Genomic DNA, 20006 nt, shown 5'->3' on the forward strand with positions numbered 1-20006 from the left:
TATATCATATCCCGCCGACTAATTCGGTTTTATTCGACAAAATCCATCAGCCATTTTTCGCTACTCTATTTTATTTTTGCAAAAAAAAGAGAACCACTTGTAGGTTCCCATCATTGTTTCTATTTCAAGAAAAACCGTTGAATATCATTCCAGGTGACGACAAGCATCAGCAGCATAAGTAAAGCAAAGCCGATAAAATGAACCATGCCCTCTTTTTGTCTGTCAATTGGTTTCCCTCTGACTGCCTCTATCGCAAAAAACATCAGCCTGCCGCCATCAAGTGCAGGAATTGGTAATAAATTCATAATCCCTAAGTTAATGCTTAATATCCCAGCCCATTTCATTAAATAGAAGATGCCGGATTTCGCTACTTCAGCAGTAGAATTGTAAATTCCTACCGGCCCCGACAAGGCATCAATCGAAAATTGGCCAGTGATCAGCTTTCCGAGCATAACAAATATTTGTGTTGTCCAGAAATATGTTTCTTTGGCACCTGCCGTAATCGCTTGAACAGGAGATTTTTCCATTGGGCTGTAAACACCAATAATCCCCATTTTTTGACCATCTACTGTTTTTTCCTGAGGAGTTACCTGAATCTCTCTTTCTTGTCCATTACGGACGATTGAAAATTCCAGTTTTTCATTTGGATGTTTGCGGATCACATCAACCACATCTGACCAACTTGAGATCTCCGAACCATTAATACTTTGGACAAGGTCTCCTTGCTGCAGTCCGGCAGCCTTTGCGGCCCCATCCGGAGTAATAACTCCCAATTTTGGTTCATTAGTGGGGACACCCTGCAATAAGGCAATCATAATAAAGACGATAAAGGCCAAAACAAAGTTCATCATCGGACCTGCGAAAATGGTCAAAAACCTTTGTCCTAATGTTTTCGAAGCAAATTGTCTATCAATGGGAGCCAACTGTGATTCAACACCGTTTTCAACAATCACTGCCGTTGGAGCAATCGAAAAAGTGTGTAAATTTTCATGATCATCATCGGGGTATCCTTTAATCAACAGATCTTTTTCAATGTCAGCATCTTCAACTTCAATAATCCGAACATCAGGAAACTTATCCTTGTTGTTTATGATGATTTTATTTACCTGATCTTCCTTATTAAACAACAGTCCAATCCGGTATCCTGGTTTAATTTCGAGCATTTCCGGATCTTCACCGGCCATACGGACATAACCGCCAATTGGCAATAAGCGAATCGTATAGGTCGTTTCGCCTTTTTTATGGGAAAATACTTTTGGCCCCATTCCAATGGCAAATTCCCGACAAAGAATGCCGGCCCGTTTGGCAAAAATAAAGTGACCAAACTCATGAAAGAAAACCAGTGCGCCAAAAATGACAATAAAGGCAATAACTGTATTCAAAAATAAAACCACCTTTTTTTAGGGTTGGGAAGTCTCTCTAACGAAGTAGTGTATTAACATACTTTCTAGTTTCCTTATCAATTTCTTGAATCAAATCCAAACTTGGAAATTCGACTGTCTGATGCTGGTTTAACGCCTTCTCAACCAAATCTTCAATTTGTAAGAAACGAATTTTACCTTGTAAAAAGGCAGCTACCGCAGTTTCATTGGCAGCATTCAGCACGGTTGGCATCGTACCGCCGATTTTACCCGCTTCATAGGCAAATTGTAAACAGCGGAACCGCTTGAAGTCCATCTCTTGGAAATGTAATTGGCCAATCTTTGCCAGATCAAGTCGTTTTCCGGTTGCAAGCGGCAGACGGTCTGGATATGTAAGCGCATATTGAATCGGAACCCTCATATCTGGTGTCCCAAGCTGTGCTTTAATACTGGAATCATGAAATTCAACCATCGAATGGATGATGCTTTCTTTATGAAGCAGGACATCAATTTTTTCATACGGCAGGTCGAACAGCCAGTGTGCCTCAATTACTTCTAATCCTTTATTCATCATCGTTGCTGAATCAATGGTAATTTTTGCACCCATCGACCAGTTTGGATGATTCAATGCCTCTTCAACCGTAACGTTCTCTAACTCACTTCGGGTTCGGTCACGAAAGCTGCCCCCAGACGCAGTTAAGATTAACCGTTCAATATTTTTATCTTTCTCCCCTTGAAGAGATTGAAAAATCGCAGAGTGCTCACTGTCAACAGGCAGGATGGCTACATTATGTTTGCTAGCTGCCTCCATGACCAAATGACCGGCAGTAACAAGCGTTTCTTTATTGGCAATGGCAATTGTTTTTCCAGCTTCAATCGCTTTTAATGTTGGATTTAATCCGATGCTGCCGAGCACTGCATTCACAAGAATATCAGCTTTTTCATAGGTTGCTGTTTCCATGATGCCTTCTTCCCCGTATATAAATTTTATATGGGGATATTCCTCTTTTAATGTATTATAATCGATATAGTTTTGTACAGAAACAAGCTCAGGCTGAAATTCTTCGATGATTTTTCGTGTTAAAACGACATTTTTCCCCACAGACATTGCCTTTAAACTAAATTCCTCAGGGTGTTCACGAATAATATCCAGCGTTTGCGTACCAATTGAACCGGTGGCGCCCATTAAACTAATTGTCTTCAAGTATGTCATCTCCTGATCATTTAACAATTTCTTCAGCCAATATGGAAAAGAGACAGCAATGGCAGAACAAATAGGAGGCTGTCGAAACGGTCAAGGATCCCTCCATGGCCTGGTAAAATATTCCCCGAGTCTTTCACATTAAAATGGCGTTTATAGGCAGATTGCACCAAATCACCAAGTTGTCCAAAAACAGACAAAATGACGGTCATTGCAATTAATGTGATGATGGTTGCATTGATGTCGGAAAAAACACCAAACAATATGCCAACGACAACGGCCGAAATGATTCCGCCAAAGAAACCTTCCACTGTTTTATTTGGGCTGATTTCCGGCCAAAGCTTTTTCCTTCCATAGGCTCTTCCAACAAAATATGCCCCTGAATCGGTAGCCCAAACAATAAATATGGAATAAAAAATATAGACTAGTCCAGCCTCACGCGTTTGGATGAAAAAATAAAAACCAATGCCTACATAAATGGCTGATAATATCGTAAAAGCAGCATTTTCAAAATCAAAGCGGTTCTTTGTTATAACCGTATAAGATAATAATAAAAGGATTAAGGCAATGCCTATTTCTGTTTTCGAATAATAAAAATCAACCAATACCTCGTTTGGTAATAATATCGTCCAAAGCAAGATTGATGTTAAAATGCCATAAGGTGAAAATATACTTAGTTTTTTCATCCTCAATAATTCAAACAGCCCAACAGTGGCAAGCAGGTAAGTCATCAGTACAAACGGAAGCCTGCCATAAATTACGATTGGCAAAAAAAGGGCTGCAGCGACAACTGCGGTTATGATTCTTTGCTTCATTTAAATGTTCACACCTTTAATGTTTTAGAGAAGGTAACAGATGAGTTGGTGCTTCAATATTACTTTTTTGATTCAGCAAAAACAGGAACGTTATTATATACCGCCAAACCTTCGCTGGCGTTTTTGATACACCTCAACAGCTTCCAATAAGTGTTCCTCACTAAAATCAGGCCATAATACGTCCGTAAACCAAAACTCAGAGTATGCTAATTGCCAAAGCATAAAATTGCTTAGGCGAATTTCCCCGCTTGTTCGGATTAATAGATCGGGATCGGGAAATTCAGCCGTCATTAGATAAGAAGAAAATATCTGTTCCGTTAACTCTGATTCCTTGAGCTTACCATTTTGACAATCATTTAAGACCTGTTTTACGGCGTCGACAATCTCCGCCCTGCTTCCATAATTTAAAGCGAAGTTTAAAACGAGCCCATCATTGTTTTTTGTTTCTTTCATAGCTTTTTCAATTGCCCTCAGAGTATGTTCAGGAAGTTGATTTTTATAGCCCATCATTTTAACCTGAACATTATTTTCAATTAACTCGGGGAGAAAAGTCCCTAAGAACTCCTCAGGCAGCTTCATAATATAGTCCACTTCATTTTTTGGACGTTTCCAATTTTCTGTTGAAAAAGCATATAATGTCAAAGTTTTGATACCAAGATCATTGGCCAGCATCGTCGTTTTCCGAACCACTTTCATCCCTTCATGATGGCCCGCAATTCTTGGCAGTGCCCGTTTTTTGGCCCAACGTCCATTACCGTCCATTATAATCGCCACATGTTCGGGAATCGGCGATTTCTTTATCTCTTCTATTTTATCTCGGAGTATGGAAGAGTTATTTTGGTTCTTCCAAAGCCTTAATTTATTTAACATAACATTGCTCCTCCAAATAATTAATCTTTTCCTCCGAATAAAAACTTTGTTTGTAAAATCTATGTATCGGACCTGCTTCTTTTATATGGTTATATCATAACAAAAAAATCGAAAGATATCTCTAAAAAACAAATGTAATTGAGGTGATATGAATATTGTACCAATACATCTTTACCAATTAAAGGAAGTGTATGCACTTCCTCCGCTTTTCTTATCTTGTGGAGTACTCCCACTTTACCACCAATAGGAAAAAAACCCCCTAAAAAGAGGGTTTAAAAAATCGACAGTACTTAAATTTCCATAATTTCTTTTTCTTTATCCTTTGTAATTTGATCAATTTTGCTGATATGCTCATCTGTTAGCTTTTGAATATCATCAGAATACCCATGAAGAGCATCTTCTGTTATTTCTCCACTTTTCTCCAGCTTTTTCAATTCATCGTTGGCATCGCGGCGGATATTACGGATTGCAATTTTTGCTTCCTCTGCTTCTTTTTTGACTAATTTCACTAATTCCTTCCGGCGTTCTTCCGTTAATTGTGGAATAGCAAGCCGAATAACGGTACCATCACTGGAAGGATTTAAACCTAAATCAGATTTTAAAATAGCTTTCTCGATATCGCCCAAGATTGATTTATCATAGGGTTGAATAACAAGTAATCTTGCCTCCGGAGTAGAGATTCCGGCTAGTTGATTTACAGGTGTCGGCGCACCATAATAATCCACTGTAACTCTATCCAATAATGAGGCACTTGCTCTCCCGGCCCGAATGCTCGCCAGCTCTCTGGTGTAGGCTTGAATTCCCTTGGTCATTCTTTCTTTTGCCGAATTAATGACTTGTTTTGGCATTATTTTTTCCCCCTAACGATTGTACCAATTTTTTCACCCAAAACTGCTTTTTTAATATTTCCAGATTCCATAATAGAAAAAACGATGAGCGGGATATTATTATCCATACATAATGAAGAAGCGGTTGAATCCATGACCGCTAACCCTTCCTTAAGCACATCAAGGAACGATAAGTCATCATATTTCGTAGCATTAGCATCCGTCCGCGGATCTGCCGTATATACGCCATCGACATTATTTTTTGCCATCAAAATAACCTCGGCATCAATTTCGGCTGCCCGCAGTGCTGCCGTAGTGTCAGTCGAGAAATATGGATTTCCGGTTCCAGCAGCAAATATAACTACGCGTTTTTTCTCCAAATGCCTGATTGCTCTTCTTCTAATATATGGTTCAGCTACTTGGCGCATTTCGATTGAAGTTTGAACCCGGGATTCGACACCCAAATGTTCTAAACTATCCTGTAAAGCCAATGAATTCATAACCGTAGCCAGCATTCCCATGTAATCTGCCGTCGCCCGATCCATTCCCATCTCACTGCCAATTTTACCACGCCAAATATTACCGCCACCAACAACTACCGCTACCTCTACCCCAAGCTCAGCAATTTCTTTTACCTGGGTAGCGATTGATTTAATGATCGAAGGTTTAATACCAAATCCTGAATCTCCAGCTAATGCCTCCCCGCTTAATTTTAAAACAACACGTTTGTATTTAGGACTACTCATATAAACCTCCACATGGTTAGAAAAGCTTAGGGTGCCTGCATATGTACAAGAAGAACCGTCAAAAAAATTTTCAACCTTCTTGACGGCTTTTGCTTTAGGATCACATAGGGACAATAGCGCCCTCAAGCTAAACTTTTTTCATATTAAGTATTTCTTTAAAAATAGGGAACACGCATTGTGTCCCCTATTCAACTCTATTACAGTGAACAGTTTCTTAAAACTTCAGTCATGTTATTTTCAAGAAAAGTTGACTATTTTTTATTCACTTGATTCATAACTTCTTCAGCAAAATTGTCTTCGCGCTTTTCAATACCTTCGCCTACTTCGTAACGAACAAATTCACGAAGTTTGGCACCTTTTGATTCAACAAATTGACGGACTTTTTGATCCGGATTCTTAACAAAAGCCTGATCAAGGACACAAACCTCTTCAAAATATTTACCAAGACGGCCTTCAACCATTTTTTCAACGATTTTTTCTGGTTTGCCTTCATTTAAAGCCTGTTGTGTTAATACTTGACGTTCATGCTCTACTTCTTCTTGCGATACCTGATCACGAGATACATATTTAGGATTTAGGGCAGCAATATGCATCGCAACATCTTTAGCAGCATCTGCGTCAGTTGATCCTTCCAATACTGTTAAAACTGAAATCCGTCCCCCCATATGCAAATAAGCGCCAAAAGCGTCATTATCCGTTTTTGATAAAATAGCAAAGCGGCGAAGGGTTAATTTTTCACCAATTTTTGCAATCGCTGCATTAATATGATCGGCAACGGTTGCACCGTTTTCCATTGTTTGTGTTAAAGCTTCTTCAACCGAAGCCGGTTTGTTTTTCAAAAGATGCGCGGCAAGTTCTTTTACAAGAGTTTGAAATCCTTCATTTTTAGCAACGAAGTCAGTTTCAGAGTTCACCTCTAAAATAACCGCATCATTTCCCTCTGTTGAGATAGAAGTTAATCCTTCCGCTGCAATCCGGTCTGCCTTTTTAGCTGCTTTGGCAATCCCTTTTTCACGAAGGAAGTCAATTGCTTTATCCATGTCACCATTTGTTTCAGTTAGCGCTTTTTTACAATCCATCATACCAGCGCCAGTTTTTTCACGTAGTTCTTTTACCATTTGAGCAGTTATTGCCATAACAAAGTTCCTCCTTTAATATACTATGTACCCATATCTTAGCCAATCAAGCTGAAGATAAAACTTTTTCAAATGACCATTTCTTTAAAAAAAGGTGATAAAGGGTCTCCCTCTTATCACCTTTTTATTAGTTTACGTTATTAAAATTAAGCTTCGACAACAGTTTCTTCGCCTTGTTTTGCTTCCAGGATGGCATCAGCCATTTTAGAAGTTAATAGTTTAACGGCACGAATGGCATCATCGTTTGCAGGGATGACAACATCGATTTCATCAGGATCACAGTTTGTATCAACAATCCCTACGATAGGAATGTTTAATTTCTTGGCTTCAGCTACAGCGATGCGCTCTTTACGAGGGTCAATAATGAATAATGCATCTGGAAGCTGCTTCATATCTTTGATTCCGCCTAAGAATTTTTCAAGGCGTTCCTGTTCTTTCTTTAATTGGACAACTTCTTTTTTCGGTAAAACATCGAAAGTCCCATCTTCAGCCATTCTCTCAATATCCTTTAAACGACCGATACGCTTTTGAATCGTTTCAAAGTTTGTTAATGTACCGCCTAACCAGCGATGGTTTACATAGTACATACCTGAACGTTCTGCTTCTTCTTTTACTGAATCTTGAGCTTGTTTCTTTGTATCAACGAAAAGCATTGTTCCGCCATTTGCAGCAAGCTCTTTCACCCAGTTGTAAGCTTCCTCAACCTTCTTAACTGTCTTTTGCAGGTCGATAATATAGATGCCGTTACGCTCGGTGAAGATATATTTCTTCATCTTAGGGTTCCAACGGCGTGTTTGGTGTCCAAAATGTACACCAGCTTCAAGCAATTGCTTCATTGAAATAACTGACATGTAATTTTTCCTCCTAATGGTTTTGATTTCCTCCGCCTGCATCATCTTTAAACAGAAACTGCACATGGCAGCACCACCTGTTTAAATCAACCGGCGTGTGTATTCACACCATGAAATAATATAGCATAGACAAAAAAAACAATCAAGTTTAACTTTAAAAAATAAGTGTCAGGCATCATATGAAGGTTCACATGGTACCTGACACCTCTACTACTTTTTAATGAGATTTAAGTTTTTCCAGCTCTACTAGGAATTTATCATTGAGGACTTTGATATAGGTCCCTTTCATTCCAAGCGAACGAGATTCAATTACACCAGCGCTCTCCAACTTTCTTAATGCGTTGACGATCACGGAGCGGGTGATGCCGACACGGTCGGCAATTTTTGAGGCGACTAATAAGCCTTCATGGCCATTTAGCTCTTCAAAAATATGTTCTATCGCTTCCAGTTCACTATAAGATAAAGAGCTTATAGCCATTTGTACGACCGCTTTACTTCTAGCTTCTTCCTCAATTTCTTCTGCTTTTTCACGTAAAATTTCCATACCGACAACAGTAGCTCCATATTCAGCAAGAATCAGATCATCATCCATGAATTTTTCATGTAGTCTCGCCAGTATTAATGTACCCAAGCGTTCACCACCGCCGATAATCGGGACAATAGTCGTTAATCCTTCACGGAATAGGTCTCTGTTTTCAACGGGAAAAGCTGTATATTCACTTTCAACCCCTAAGTTAGGAGAGGTTTCTGTAATGCTGAATAAGCTTTGAGTGTACTCTTCAGGGAATTGACGTTCTTCAAACATTTTTTTCATGCGTTCATTTTCAATCTGTTGATAAATCGAGAAGCCTAAGAGCTTGCCGCGGCGGCTAACAATGAAAATATTCGCTTCAATTGTTTCACTTAAGGTATCTGCCATTTCCTTAAAGTTTACCGGCTTTCCAGCAGCCTTTTGTAATAAAAAATTAATTCTTCTAGTTTTTGTCAGTAAATCCATCTGTTTCTTCCTCCTAAATAACTGCAACCATTATTAATTTTTTTTAAATATTTAAGCTTGCCTTGCAAAAAAACATGGTAACTCCAATATCTTCTAGAGAATATATTGGCTTAAATCCTTATTTTTCGAGATGGCCCCAAGTTTTTCATCCACATACTGCGGTGTGATCGTGATTTTATCCAGTGTAATTTCAGGTGCCTCAAAGGAAAGATCCTCCAATAGTTTCTCGAGAATGGTGTGAAGTCTTCTGGCACCTATATTATCGGTATTTTGATTCACTTCAAAGGCAATTTCAGCAATTCTATGAATAGCATCGTCAGAAAATTCAATTTGTATACCTTCTGTTTCCAATAATGCATGATATTGTTTAATCAGGGCATTGTCAGGCTCCACCAAAATCCGATAAAAGTCTTCCACTGTCAATTTCGTCAATTCAACCCGAATTGGAAACCGACCCTGCAGCTCTGGGATTAAGTCTGATGGTTTGGCCATATGAAAGGCACCGGCAGCAATAAATAATACATGGTCAGTTTTGATTGGACCGTATTTTGTTACGACTGTAGAACCTTCGACTACTGGCAAAATATCCCGCTGTACTCCTTCCCTGGAAACATCTGCAGAAGAACCGCCAGAATTTTTACTGGCAATTTTATCGATCTCATCAATAAAAATAATTCCGTTTTGTTCGGCACGATAGATCGCTTCAGTCGTTACTTCATCCATATCAATCAATTTGGCTGCTTCCTCATTGGTCAGGACTTTTCTTGCTTCACGAACCGTTAATTTTCGTTTCTTACGTTTTTTGGGCATAAGACTGGAAAGAGCATCCTGCATATTCGTGCCCATTTGTTCAATTCCGGAGCCTTGAAGCAAATCAAACATAGAAGGGGCTTGTTCTTCTACCTCCACTGTAACGACTTCATTCTCCAATTCTCCTAATGCTAGTTTTTCTTTGACAATCTTTCGCTTTTCATGGATCGAGTAATCCTCCTGGCTGACTTCCTGCTCTGGAGAAGAATTTCCCCCGCCAAATAACATTTCCAACGGGTTTTTATAATTTGTTGCCTTTTTTGCCGAAGGAACTAGCAATTCAACCAGCCTGCTGTTAGCGTTTTCTTCGGCTCGTTCCTTCACACTTTGCATCCGCTCCTCTTTCACGAGACGAACAGCTGTTTCAGCAAGGTCACGAACCATTGACTCAACGTCACGTCCTACATAGCCAACTTCGGTAAACTTGGTGGCTTCAACTTTCACAAACGGTGCACCAACCAGCTTGGCAATTCTTCGGGCGATTTCGGTCTTACCTACCCCGGTCGGACCAATCATTAGAATATTCTTTGGAATAATTTCGTCTCTCAAGTTTTCAGTCAACAGACCTCTTCTGTATCTATTTCTCAGAGCAACAGCAACAGCCTTTTTTGCATCCTTTTGTCCAATGATATATTGATCAAGTTTTTCAACAATTTGGCGGGGGGTTAAATTGGTTGTTCTTGCCATTTTATGTCTCCTTCCATTATAACTCTTCAACAATGATGTTGTGGTTTGTGTAGACACATATATCCGCAGCAATTTCTAATGAAGCTTTTGCTATTTGCTTGGCAGATAATTGTTCCCCAGCGTATCTTTTTAGGGACCGTCCCGCGGCCAACGCATAATTTCCACCGGAGCCAATCGCAAGAATTCCATCATCAGGTTCGATCACTTCACCTGTACCGGATACCAATAGGAGATTCTCGCGGTCCATCACAATCAGCATTGCTTCCAGTTTCCGAAGCACTTTATCACTTCTCCACTCTTTTGCCAGCTCAACAGAAGCTCTTTGCAGGTTTCCGTTAAATGCCTCTAATTTCCCTTCAAACAGCTCAAAAAGGGTAAAAGCATCGGCTACCGATCCGGCGAAACCGGCTATTACCTTCCCATTAAAGATCTTTCTAACTTTTCTTGCAGTATGCTTCATCACAACCGCATTACCTAAGGTAACTTGACCATCACCCGCCATAGCACACTCGCCATTGTGGTGAATGGCAAAAATCGTTGTTGCATGAAATTGATCCATTTATGGTCCTCCCTTTTGGAGTAAATAATGTTTCTCGATTTGTTCAGTTTAACTTATGTAAAAATTCCCAAAAATATCAACAGGAAATGATCTGTTTCCACTTATCCCTAAATAAATGAAAATTAGTAACATTATCGACAAACTGTTAGCTTCATGTTCAGCCTTGAACAAAAAAAAAGCACTAATTTACCCAATGGTTCATTTGTATATTTTGAATAATCCCACAACATTTGTAAATACATTATACAGAACTTTAATAAAACTTTCACATTTACGAGCATCAAGGCAGCCAAAAGCTCTTACATCATATCACATATTATTCATCCATACAAGATATTTTACAAAAATTTCATAAAGTTCTGAATTGTCTATAGTGATGGTCCATACTTTTTTGTCTACAATCATTTAAGCCCATTTTGCATTGTACTACACGTTGCAAAAACAAAAAAGATTAAAAAGAAAAAATAGAAGAGCGGACATCTGCCCACTCTTAGCTTTGCGGTTCCTCCTTGTAGTCACACTTGATGCATTGGACCTGGACACCTTTCTTTAACTTCTTTTCTACCAAAGTCCGTCACATTTCGGACAGTTTCTTGGCAGCGGTTTGTCCCAAGAAATAAAATCACATTCCGGATAGCAACTGCAGCCATAGAACAATCTTTTTTTCTTACTTTTTCTTTCGATAATCATGCCCTTTTTACAATTAGGACAAGTAACACCAATTTCTTTGACAATCGGTTTTGTATTTCGGCAGTCAGGGAAATTACTGCAGGCCATAAACTTCCCGTAGCGTCCCATTTTAAAAACCATGGGACTACCGCAGATTTCACAATCTTCACCAGCAGGTTCATCCTTTATTTCCACTTTTTCCATTTCCTGCTCGGCTTTGGCTAGATGAGTTTCAAATTCTCGGTAAAATGCATCGATCAATTTAATCCAGGGCATTTTGCCTTCTTCCACATAGTCCAATCCTTTTTCTAATCTCGCTGTAAATTCCACGTCGATAATATCCGGGAAAAATTCTACCATTACTTCATGGACAATTTCCCCAAGCTCTGTCGGAATAAAGCGTTTATTATCAAGCGATACATAGCCGCGCTTTTGAATCGTATCGAGCGTCGGGGCATATGTAGAAGGGCGGCCGATTCCAAGTTCCTCTAATGTTTTTACCAATCTTGCTTCCGTATATCTTGGCGGCGGCTGGGTAAAGTGCTGTTTAGGTTCAAGATCTTTTTGGAACACTTCGTCCCCCTCCTTAAGGTCAGGAAGCATTTTGTTGGTTTCATCCACTTGGTCATCAGTACCTTCAACATACAGTTTCATAAACCCAGGAAATTTAATTTTTGAGCCGGTTGCACGAAAAATGGCATTGCCATTCTGCAAATCAACACTCATCGTATCCATTACCGCCTGTGCCATTTGGCTCGCTAAAAAGCGTTCCCAAATTAATTTATATAACCGAAGTTGATCTCTTGATAAGAATGCCTTTAAACTATTGGGTTCTCGAAATGTGCTGGTTGGCCGGATTGCTTCATGGGCATCTTGGGCATTTGTTTGTTTTCTCTCTTTTCTATTATCAGACTTTAGATAATTTTCTCCGTAGGCAGTCTTAATAAAGTTAACGGCTTCGTTCTGGGCCACTTCTGATATCCGGGTAGAATCGGTTCTCATATAGGTAATCAAACCGACCGTACCTTCTTTTCCCAATTCAATCCCTTCATATAGCTGCTGTGCCAGCATCATCGTCTTCTTGGCCCGGAAATTTAATTTTCTTGCTGCTTCCTGTTGCAAAGAAGACGTCGTAAACGGCGGTGCCGGATTTCGCTTTCGCTCTTTCTTGCTTACGGATACCACTTTGAATTTATGACCATCCATCTCCCGCAGGATTCTTCGTACGTCTTCTTCCGACCTTACTTCTGTTTTTTCCTCACCGATTAAAGAATGGAAGCTTGCCGTAAATTGGTCTGTCCCTTTTATGAGTTCACAATCGATGGTCCAATATTCTTCAGGAATAAAGGCCTGGATCTCTTTTTCACGGTCAATAATCAATCTTACCGCCACAGATTGAACCCTTCCGGCACTCAAGCCTTTTTTAACCTTTTTCCATAAAAGCGGGCTTATATTATAACCTACCAGCCGATCCAAGACTCTTCGTGCCTGCTGGGCGTCAACTAAATCCATATTAATTGGACGCGGATACTTAAAAGATTCCTTGATCGCATCCTTGGTAATTTCATTAAAAACAACCCGGCAGTCTGATTTAACATCCAATCCAAGACTATGCGCCAAATGCCAGGCGATTGCTTCCCCCTCACGGTCAGGGTCGGCAGCGAGATAAACCTTTTTTGCCTTTTTAGCTGCTGTCTTTAGTTCTTTTAACACTGGGCCTTTGCCGCGGATCGTAATATATTTGGGTTCAAAATTATTTTCAACATCAACCCCTGTTTGGCTTCGGGGTAAATCTCGCACATGGCCCATCGATGCTTTTACTTTATATTTTTTTCCTAAATATCGTTCAATCGTTTTTGCTTTTGCTGGCGATTCGACGATAACAAGAAAGTCAGACATTTCCATTCCTCCTCTAAGAGGGAAAATATGAAAGCTCCTGGATGATAGCCAAAAAAGCTTTTCCTTAGGTGCTTACATAGTTTAGGAAGTTTTCTAAATTTCAATTTCTAAGCTAGAAAAAAACTTTTACAAAACTCCTTATCCCAAAAGTGATTCATTCTAATTTATTTACAATATTATTTATTAGTTTTCATCTTATTCTTTTTTTCGAACATCTGTTGGAAAATGTATAACAGATTAGAAATAATTTCAACCTTTTTATACTATATTTTCATTTTTTATTCAAAAAAACGCAATTTTTTAAACGTTTTTTCATAATTTAGTTAGAGTTTTATCATAATTCTTCTAAAATATCCTCAGCTTTGGTGATCAGTTTTGCCCCTTGCTGGATTAAATCATTTGTTCCCAAGGAAAAAGGATTAAAAATACTGCCTGGCAGCGAAAATACTTCACGGCCTTCATTAACTGCAAAATTTGCTGTAATTAAGGAACCACTTTTTCGTTTGGCTTCAATAATAAATGTTCCTCTGGACAAACCGCTAATGATCCGATTCCGTGCGGGAAAGTGCCATTTTTGCGGCTTGGTATCCGGTGGATATTCTGAAAGCACCAGTTGTGTGTCCATCATTTCTAGTGCCAAATTTAAATTCTCTCTTGGATAAATATGATATAATCCCCCTGCAAGAACACCAATGGTGCGGCCGCCATTTTTTATCGCATATTGATGGGCAAGGGCGTCAATTCCTTTTGCCAGACCGCTGACAATCAGGACATTATTTTCAATTAATTGGGGGAACAGGAGCCTAATGGCATTTCGGCCATACTGTGTTGCCTGCCGTGATCCGACAACTGCCAGCTTCGGTTCTCGTTCAAGTAAGGAAATATCGCCCTTCGCAAATAAAGCCCATGGCGGTTGATAAATTTCCTTTAAATACGCAGGATATTCCTTATCAAATATCGTGATAACCTGGATATCGTTTGATTTATATTGCTGAATTTGCTCATGAATGAGTTCGGGAAAAAAGCAATCGATCGATGGGTTTGAAGAAGGAGTTTCATTTGTGGGGAAAACCATTTTTAGTTGTGCAGTTGAATGATTTGGGTGAAGCAATTCAAGCATCGGATCTTTCTGCAATATTTTCAATACATTATTCCACGAACTATTTGGATAATGAAGCAATGTTATCAGTCTTTCTCTGAATTGATTCATCAACAAGATTCCTCCATTATTTTTTATTGAGTATCTGTAATAAGCAAGCAGTGTTTGCACTACAGGGCGCTCCCGCCTAAAAACGCAGAAATAGCCCCTCTTGCTACGAGGGACTATCTGCGGTTCATTCATCGGTGTCTGCGGATTCATGACTAGCTGCGAGCCTTTAGCGCTGTAACCTTTTTTAATGAGTTTTACATTTCTCGTACAAGCCTTTTTCTTTAAGGACTTCGATTAACGTTTCTCCCATTACAGCTGGGGTTTCCGCCACTTTAATGCCGCATTCGTTCATAACACGAATTTTCTCATCGGCTGTACCTTTACCGCCGGAGATAATTGCGCCGGCATGGCCCATGCGCTTACCGGGAGGGGCAGTACGGCCGCCAATGAAGCCGACAACTGGTTTTGTCATATTTGCCTGTACCCATTTCGCCGCTTCTTCCTCAGCGGTACCACCGATTTCACCAATCATGATGACGGCATAAGTTTCAGGGTCTTCATTGAAAGCTTTTAACACATCGATAAAGTTTGTTCCATTAACTGGGTCGCCGCCAATACCGACAGCCGTTGTTTGACCAATACCAGCTTGAGTTAATTGATGTACCGCTTCGTATGTCAATGTACCCGAGCGGGAAACAACACCGACATGACCTTTTTTATGAATATAGCCAGGCATGATACCAATCTTGCATTCATCTGCTGTAATCACACCTGGGCAGTTCGGACCGACTAAGCGAGTCTTCTTTCCCTCCATATAACGTTTCACTTTCACCATATCCAAAACTGGAATATGCTCGGTAATACAAATAACAAGATCCAGTTCAGCATCGACTGCTTCGATAATAGAATCAGCCGCGAATGGTGCAGGAACATAGATAACAGATGCATTTGCTCCGGTCGCTTCTACCGCTTCTCTTACGGTATTAAATACAGGTACCCCTTCTACTTCTTGTCCGCCCTTACCTGGAGAGGTTCCGCCAACAATCTTTGTACCATATTCAAGCATTTGTTTCGTATGGAAACGGGCAGTGCCGCCAGTAATCCCTTGAACTAAAACTAAAGTATCTTTATTAATAAAAACGCTCACGTTCATTCCCCTTTCTTTCGATCCTATTTAACTAGTGAAACGATTTTTTGTGCGCCGTCTGCCATCGATTCAGCCGCAGTAATGTCTAAACCTGACTCTGAAAGGATTTTCTTACCTAAGTCAACGTTTGTTCCCTCTAAACGAACAACAAGCGGAATTGTTAGTCCAACTTGCTTTGCTGCTTCTACTACACCTTCTGCAATGACGTCACACTTCATAATTCCGCCAAAAATATTGACAAAAATACCTTTTACATGGGGATCAGAAAGGATAATTTTAAATGCTTCCGTAACCTTCTCAGCTGTGGCACCACCGCCAACATCCAAGAAGTTTGCTGGCTCGCCGCCATAATGCTTAACGATATCCATTGTCGCCATTGCCAGTCCGGCACCGTTAACCATACAGCCGATATTTCCATCTAAAGCGATATAGCTTAAATCATATTTAGATGCTTCGATTTCTTTTGGATCTTCTTCTTCAAGATCACGATATTCTAATACGTCCTTTTGACGATATAATGCATTGGAATCAAAGTTTAATTTAGCATCCAAGGCCATGACTTTTCCATCACCGGTTACAACCAATGGGTTAATTTCCGCAATCGAGCAGTCTTTGTCGATATAGGCATTGTAAAGTCCTGTCATGAACTTCACCGCCTGATTAATCAATTCCTTTGGAATATTGATATTGAAGGCCAGACGACGTGCTTGGAACGGCATTAAACCAAGAACGGGATCAATTTCCTCTTTAAAAATTTTCTCTGGTGTGTTGGCGGCAACTTCTTCGATCTCTGTACCGCCTTCTTCGGAGCCCATTAACACGACTCGGGAAGTAGAACGGTCCAAAACTAGGCCAACATAGTATTCTTTTTTAATGTCACAGCCCTCTTCGATTAATAGACGCTTTACTTCTTTTCCTTCCGGGCCTGTTTGATGTGTCACCAATGTTTTTCCTAAAATTTCGCTGGCGTATGTACGAACCTCATCAAGATTTTTCGCTACTTTAACCCCACCGGCTTTACCCCTTCCGCCTGCGTGAATTTGCGCTTTTACGACACAAACTTCCGTGCCTAATTCTTTGGCCGCTTCAACGGCTTCTTCTACCGTGAAAGCTACTTTACCATTTGGAACCGTAACTCCATATTTTCTGAGGATCTCTTTCCCCTGATACTCATGGATATTCATTTCCCATCCTCCTCAATTTTACTGTTTGCAAAAATTGACTCCGTTTTCATTTTATATGAATGAGTTTAACCTTGTCTACCATTAAGCAATAAATTATATTACTCTAGATTTTTTATCTTCAATAATCGTATATACCCCAAAAATTATTTTAAAATAAGAAATTATTATTTTTTTACTATAACAAAAAACAGGCATAATAGCCTGTTTTAAAAATATATTTATGAGAATAGATTTGGCATATAGATTTCTTTTATTGGTGAAAAAGATTTCCGGTGATAGGGGGTTATTCCGTATTTCTTAATGGCCTGTAAATGCTCCTTTGTCCCGTATCCCATATTATGTTCAAAACCATATTCGGGATAGCTCAGGGAAATTTCCTTCATTAGCTTATCTCTTGTTGTTTTAGCAACAATAGAGGCTGCGGCAATCGAAATACTCTGGGCATCTCCTTTAATAATTGATTCTGACGGATAAGGAGTCATGAGCGGCATCGCATCGATCAATAGAAAGTCAGGCTGGATATGTAATGAGGCGATTGCTGATTTCATCGCCTTCTTCGTCGCTTCATATATATTGATTTCGTCGATTTCATCAGCTTGAATCTGGGCTATACTGACTGAAACAGCTTCTCGTTTAATAATTTCCGCATATTCCTCGCGCTTTTTTTCTGATAGCTTTTTGGAGTCATCGATCCCCGGCAAGTAGAAATTATCCGGCAAAATAACGGCAGCGGCCATTACCGGACCAGCGAGGGGGCCCCTTCCTACCTCGTCCACACCGGCAATTAGTTGATATCCCTGGAACCAGAATTTTCGTTCATATTGAGTCATCTCATGAAATTTGGCTTTAAGAAACTGTTCTTCTTCCCGTAATTTCCGCCATTTATTCAGGCTTTTTTGAACACCAATCCGGCTATCTTTTTCAAGTTCAAGGATATAGGGATGAAGCTCATCCGTAATAGCTGTCAGATTCTTTTCGATTTCTGCAATCGACGGTCGTTTCATATTCGTCACCTTAACTTTTCAGATTTACAGAGTTGTTATCTCAAAATCGCCTGGTTTTTCAAACGAGATCGGTCCAAATTTTTCAGAGCGGATTTCCCGGATGACAAGTTCGGCCACTTTATCATAATCGACCATCCCGCCACCCATCAAGCAGCCTCTGAGCCTGCCTATATGTTCGAACAGCTCAACAGGGTCATCCGGCAATTCCAGAAGATGATAGCGATCCTTTAAGCGCTCGGGGTACGCTCGTTCTAAGAATTTCAAAGCATAGATGGATAAATCATGCAAATTTAATAACGTATCCTTTATCGCCCCGGTTATCGCCAATTTCATCCCAACCTCCTGGTCTTCAAACTTCGGCCATAGAATCCCGGGGGTATCAAGCAGTTCCATTTCTTTGCCAACCTTTATCCATTGCTGCGCTTTTGTCACACCAGGGGTATTGCCGGTTTTAGCAATATTCTTTTTCGCCAAACGGTTAATCAGTGTAGACTTTCCAACATTCGGAATTCCTACGATCATCGCTCGTATTGCCCGTGGTTTTACACCTTTGGCTTTCATCCGGTCAAATTTTTCCTTGAGAATTTCCCGAGAAGCAGCGGTTAGCTGCTTTAAACCTTCGCCGGTCAATGAATTAATTGTAAGAGACTGGAGTCCTTTTTCCGCAAAAAAAACTACCCACTCCTTTGTTGTCTCTTTATCTGCCATATCAGCCTTATTTAATAGAACTAGTCTTGGTTTATGTTGAATAATCTCATCAATCATCGGGTTTCGTGAAGAATACGGGATTCGTGCATCAACCAATTCAAAAATAATATCAACTAGCTTTAATTTTTCTGTGACCTCTCTCCTAGCCTTTGCCATATGACCAGGAAACCATTGGATCGTCAAGCGAATCACATCCTCCCGTCTATTTCAATTTTACAATATGGGCATCACTTATCGGCCAAAAAACAATCGTAGCCTTTCCAATTACTTTGCTCATTGGAATGGCACCAATATGACGCGAGTCTTTACTATAGCGGCGATTATCACCCATGACAAATAATTCGCCCTTTGGAACCGTTTTGCTGCCTACTGCTGTTTCTTCCAACTTGAAATCATCGGTAAGCGGACCATCCGCCACTTCGCTCTTGTATTGATCCAAATACGGTTCTTTGTAAGCTTTCCCATTAACATATAAAGTATCATTTTTGTATTCGATTCGATCACCCGGGAGCCCGATCACACGTTTAATGTAATCTTTCTTTTCGGGTGCATGAAAGACGATAATATCAAAGCGTTTTGGTTCACCAATCCGATAGCTTAATTTATTTACAATCATCCGATCTTGATCCTTTAGTGTCGGCATCATTGACAGACCATCCACTACAATCGGAGCAAAAAGAAAATAGCGAATAACTGCTGCTAAGGCTACCGCTATTAACAGTGCCTTTGTCCATTCCCAGAGTTCATTTTTCTTTTTCGTCATACATAACCCACCATTCCTACAAAAAAATATTATTGAGATTATTGTACATAACTTTATTCATTTAACACAACGGGCTTAAATTTTTAATCAAAATTTAATGTTTCGTCACCCTCAACATATGGCGGGAGAATGATATGTATGAAAAAAGAGCTTGCCCGGCAAGCTCCTTTCTTTTTCATATTAGCGAATTTCTTTAATACGAGCCTTCTTACCGCGAAGATTACGTAAGTAGTAAAGTTTTGCACGGCGAACTTTACCGCGGCGAATTACTTCAAGCTTCGCAATTTTTGGGGTGTGTAATGGAAATGTACGCTCAACGCCTACTCCATAAGAAACTTTACGAACTGTGAAAGTTTCACTGATTCCACCACCACGACGCTTTATCACAACACCTTCAAAAATCTGAATACGTTCGCGGGTACCCTCGATAACTTTTACGTGAACACGTACAGTATCGCCAGGACGGAACGCAGGAAGGTCAGAACGCAATTGTTCTTTTGTGATTTCTTCAATTAATTGATGCATCGTTTTCAACTCCTTCCAACAGATGCTCATGCACAAAAATAAGAATCGACCGTACAGCGGAACATCGTTATAAGACCAGACTGAATAAATTCAGCTA

General features: G+C 39.9%; 18 protein-coding genes and 1 pseudogene. All 19 read right to left on the reverse strand.

What is annotated here, in order from left to right:
• Positions 1-119: 119 nt before the first annotated feature.
• Positions 120-1382: an RIP metalloprotease RseP gene (rseP, locus tag RCG24_RS08225; protein WP_202653927.1), complete on the reverse strand. Its 1263-nt coding sequence runs from the start codon at positions 1380-1382 to the stop codon at positions 120-122.
• 37 nt (positions 1383-1419) lie between these two features.
• On the reverse strand, positions 1420-2565 hold the full coding sequence (gene dxr / locus RCG24_RS08230; RefSeq protein ID WP_308078855.1) for a 1-deoxy-D-xylulose-5-phosphate reductoisomerase: 1146 nt from the start codon (positions 2563-2565) through the stop codon (positions 1420-1422).
• Positions 2566-2597: 32 nt separating this feature from the next.
• Entirely contained in the window at positions 2598-3377 is a 780-nt protein-coding gene (locus RCG24_RS08235) for a phosphatidate cytidylyltransferase (RefSeq protein ID WP_202653925.1), read from the reverse strand.
• 93 nt (positions 3378-3470) lie between these two features.
• Positions 3471-4247 (reverse strand): undecaprenyl pyrophosphate synthase, encoded by a 777-nt coding sequence (locus RCG24_RS08240; RefSeq protein ID WP_202653924.1) that lies wholly within the window; start codon positions 4245-4247, stop codon positions 3471-3473.
• Between the two features lie 290 nt (positions 4248-4537).
• Positions 4538-5095 carry a ribosome recycling factor gene (frr, locus tag RCG24_RS08245; protein WP_202653923.1) on the reverse strand — a complete coding sequence of 186 codons (558 nt, stop codon included), beginning with the start codon at positions 5093-5095 and terminating at the stop codon, positions 4538-4540.
• Complete coding sequence (gene pyrH / locus RCG24_RS08250) at positions 5095-5820, reverse strand: UMP kinase (protein ID WP_308078856.1); 726 nt, start codon at positions 5818-5820, stop codon at positions 5095-5097. Before pyrH ends, frr begins: the two co-directional genes overlap by 1 nt.
• Positions 5821-6071: 251 nt before the next feature.
• On the reverse strand, positions 6072-6956 hold the full coding sequence (gene tsf, locus RCG24_RS08255) for a translation elongation factor Ts (RefSeq protein WP_202653921.1): 885 nt from the start codon (positions 6954-6956) through the stop codon (positions 6072-6074).
• Between the two features lie 146 nt (positions 6957-7102).
• Complete coding sequence (gene rpsB / locus RCG24_RS08260; protein WP_308078857.1) at positions 7103-7807, reverse strand: 30S ribosomal protein S2; 705 nt, start codon at positions 7805-7807, stop codon at positions 7103-7105.
• A gap of 217 nt (positions 7808-8024) precedes the next feature.
• A complete protein-coding gene (gene codY, locus RCG24_RS08265) occupies positions 8025-8804 on the reverse strand; it encodes a GTP-sensing pleiotropic transcriptional regulator CodY (RefSeq protein WP_202653919.1) in 780 nt (259 codons plus the stop codon).
• 93 nt (positions 8805-8897) lie between these two features.
• Positions 8898-10301 carry an ATP-dependent protease ATPase subunit HslU gene (gene hslU, locus RCG24_RS08270; RefSeq protein ID WP_202653918.1) on the reverse strand — a complete coding sequence of 468 codons (1404 nt, stop codon included), beginning with the start codon at positions 10299-10301 and terminating at the stop codon, positions 8898-8900.
• Positions 10302-10317: 16 nt separating this feature from the next.
• A complete protein-coding gene (hslV, locus tag RCG24_RS08275; RefSeq protein ID WP_202653917.1) occupies positions 10318-10860 on the reverse strand; it encodes an ATP-dependent protease subunit HslV in 543 nt (180 codons plus the stop codon).
• Between the two features lie 490 nt (positions 10861-11350).
• Positions 11351-13428, reverse strand: a pseudogene (topA, locus tag RCG24_RS08280) (type I DNA topoisomerase).
• A 334-nt stretch (positions 13429-13762) separates the two neighbouring features.
• Positions 13763-14638 (reverse strand): DNA-processing protein DprA, encoded by an 876-nt coding sequence (gene dprA, locus RCG24_RS08285; protein WP_308078858.1) that lies wholly within the window; start codon positions 14636-14638, stop codon positions 13763-13765.
• 184 nt (positions 14639-14822) lie between these two features.
• Positions 14823-15725 (reverse strand): succinate--CoA ligase subunit alpha, encoded by a 903-nt coding sequence (gene sucD / locus RCG24_RS08290; protein ID WP_202653914.1) that lies wholly within the window; start codon positions 15723-15725, stop codon positions 14823-14825.
• Between the two features lie 23 nt (positions 15726-15748).
• A complete protein-coding gene (gene sucC / locus RCG24_RS08295) occupies positions 15749-16909 on the reverse strand; it encodes an ADP-forming succinate--CoA ligase subunit beta (protein WP_202653913.1) in 1161 nt (386 codons plus the stop codon).
• A 218-nt stretch (positions 16910-17127) separates the two neighbouring features.
• On the reverse strand, positions 17128-17913 hold the full coding sequence (locus RCG24_RS08300; RefSeq protein ID WP_202653912.1) for a ribonuclease HII: 786 nt from the start codon (positions 17911-17913) through the stop codon (positions 17128-17130).
• Between the two features lie 24 nt (positions 17914-17937).
• Entirely contained in the window at positions 17938-18804 is an 867-nt protein-coding gene (gene ylqF, locus RCG24_RS08305; RefSeq protein WP_202653911.1) for a ribosome biogenesis GTPase YlqF, read from the reverse strand.
• Positions 18805-18823: 19 nt separating this feature from the next.
• On the reverse strand, positions 18824-19384 hold the full coding sequence (gene lepB / locus RCG24_RS08310) for a signal peptidase I (RefSeq protein WP_202653910.1): 561 nt from the start codon (positions 19382-19384) through the stop codon (positions 18824-18826).
• A gap of 180 nt (positions 19385-19564) precedes the next feature.
• On the reverse strand, positions 19565-19909 hold the full coding sequence (rplS, locus tag RCG24_RS08315) for a 50S ribosomal protein L19 (protein ID WP_202653909.1): 345 nt from the start codon (positions 19907-19909) through the stop codon (positions 19565-19567).
• Between the last annotated feature and the right edge of the window lie 97 nt (positions 19910-20006).

It is taken from the genome of Neobacillus sp. OS1-32 (assembly GCF_030915425.1).
In the GTDB taxonomy this organism is placed as follows: Bacteria; Bacillota; Bacilli; order Bacillales; family Cytobacillaceae; genus Neobacillus; species Neobacillus paridis.

Excerpts from the sequence above, each read along its gene's own strand:
- hslV (WP_202653917.1), bottom strand. The coding sequence starts at position 10,860 with ATGGATCAATTTCATGCAACAACGATTTTTGCCATTCACCACAATGGC.
- dprA (WP_308078858.1), bottom strand. The coding sequence starts at position 14,638 with ATGAATCAATTCAGAGAAAGACTGATAACATTGCTTCATTATCCAAAT.
- RCG24_RS08235 (WP_202653925.1), bottom strand. The coding sequence starts at position 3,377 with ATGAAGCAAAGAATCATAACCGCAGTTGTCGCTGCAGCCCTTTTTTTG.
- RCG24_RS08240 (WP_202653924.1), bottom strand. The coding sequence starts at position 4,247 with ATGTTAAATAAATTAAGGCTTTGGAAGAACCAAAATAACTCTTCCATA.
- frr (WP_202653923.1), bottom strand. The coding sequence starts at position 5,095 with ATGCCAAAACAAGTCATTAATTCGGCAAAAGAAAGAATGACCAAGGGA.
- rplS (WP_202653909.1), bottom strand. The coding sequence starts at position 19,909 with ATGCATCAATTAATTGAAGAAATCACAAAAGAACAATTGCGTTCTGAC.
- RCG24_RS08300 (WP_202653912.1), bottom strand. The coding sequence starts at position 17,913 with ATGAAACGACCGTCGATTGCAGAAATCGAAAAGAATCTGACAGCTATT.
- lepB (WP_202653910.1), bottom strand. The coding sequence starts at position 19,384 with ATGACGAAAAAGAAAAATGAACTCTGGGAATGGACAAAGGCACTGTTA.
- codY (WP_202653919.1), bottom strand. The coding sequence starts at position 8,804 with ATGGATTTACTGACAAAAACTAGAAGAATTAATTTTTTATTACAAAAG.
- hslU (WP_202653918.1), bottom strand. The coding sequence starts at position 10,301 with ATGGCAAGAACAACCAATTTAACCCCCCGCCAAATTGTTGAAAAACTT.
- sucC (WP_202653913.1), bottom strand. The coding sequence starts at position 16,909 with ATGAATATCCATGAGTATCAGGGGAAAGAGATCCTCAGAAAATATGGA.
- rpsB (WP_308078857.1), bottom strand. The coding sequence starts at position 7,807 with ATGTCAGTTATTTCAATGAAGCAATTGCTTGAAGCTGGTGTACATTTT.
- tsf (WP_202653921.1), bottom strand. The coding sequence starts at position 6,956 with ATGGCAATAACTGCTCAAATGGTAAAAGAACTACGTGAAAAAACTGGC.
- pyrH (WP_308078856.1), bottom strand. The coding sequence starts at position 5,820 with ATGAGTAGTCCTAAATACAAACGTGTTGTTTTAAAATTAAGCGGGGAG.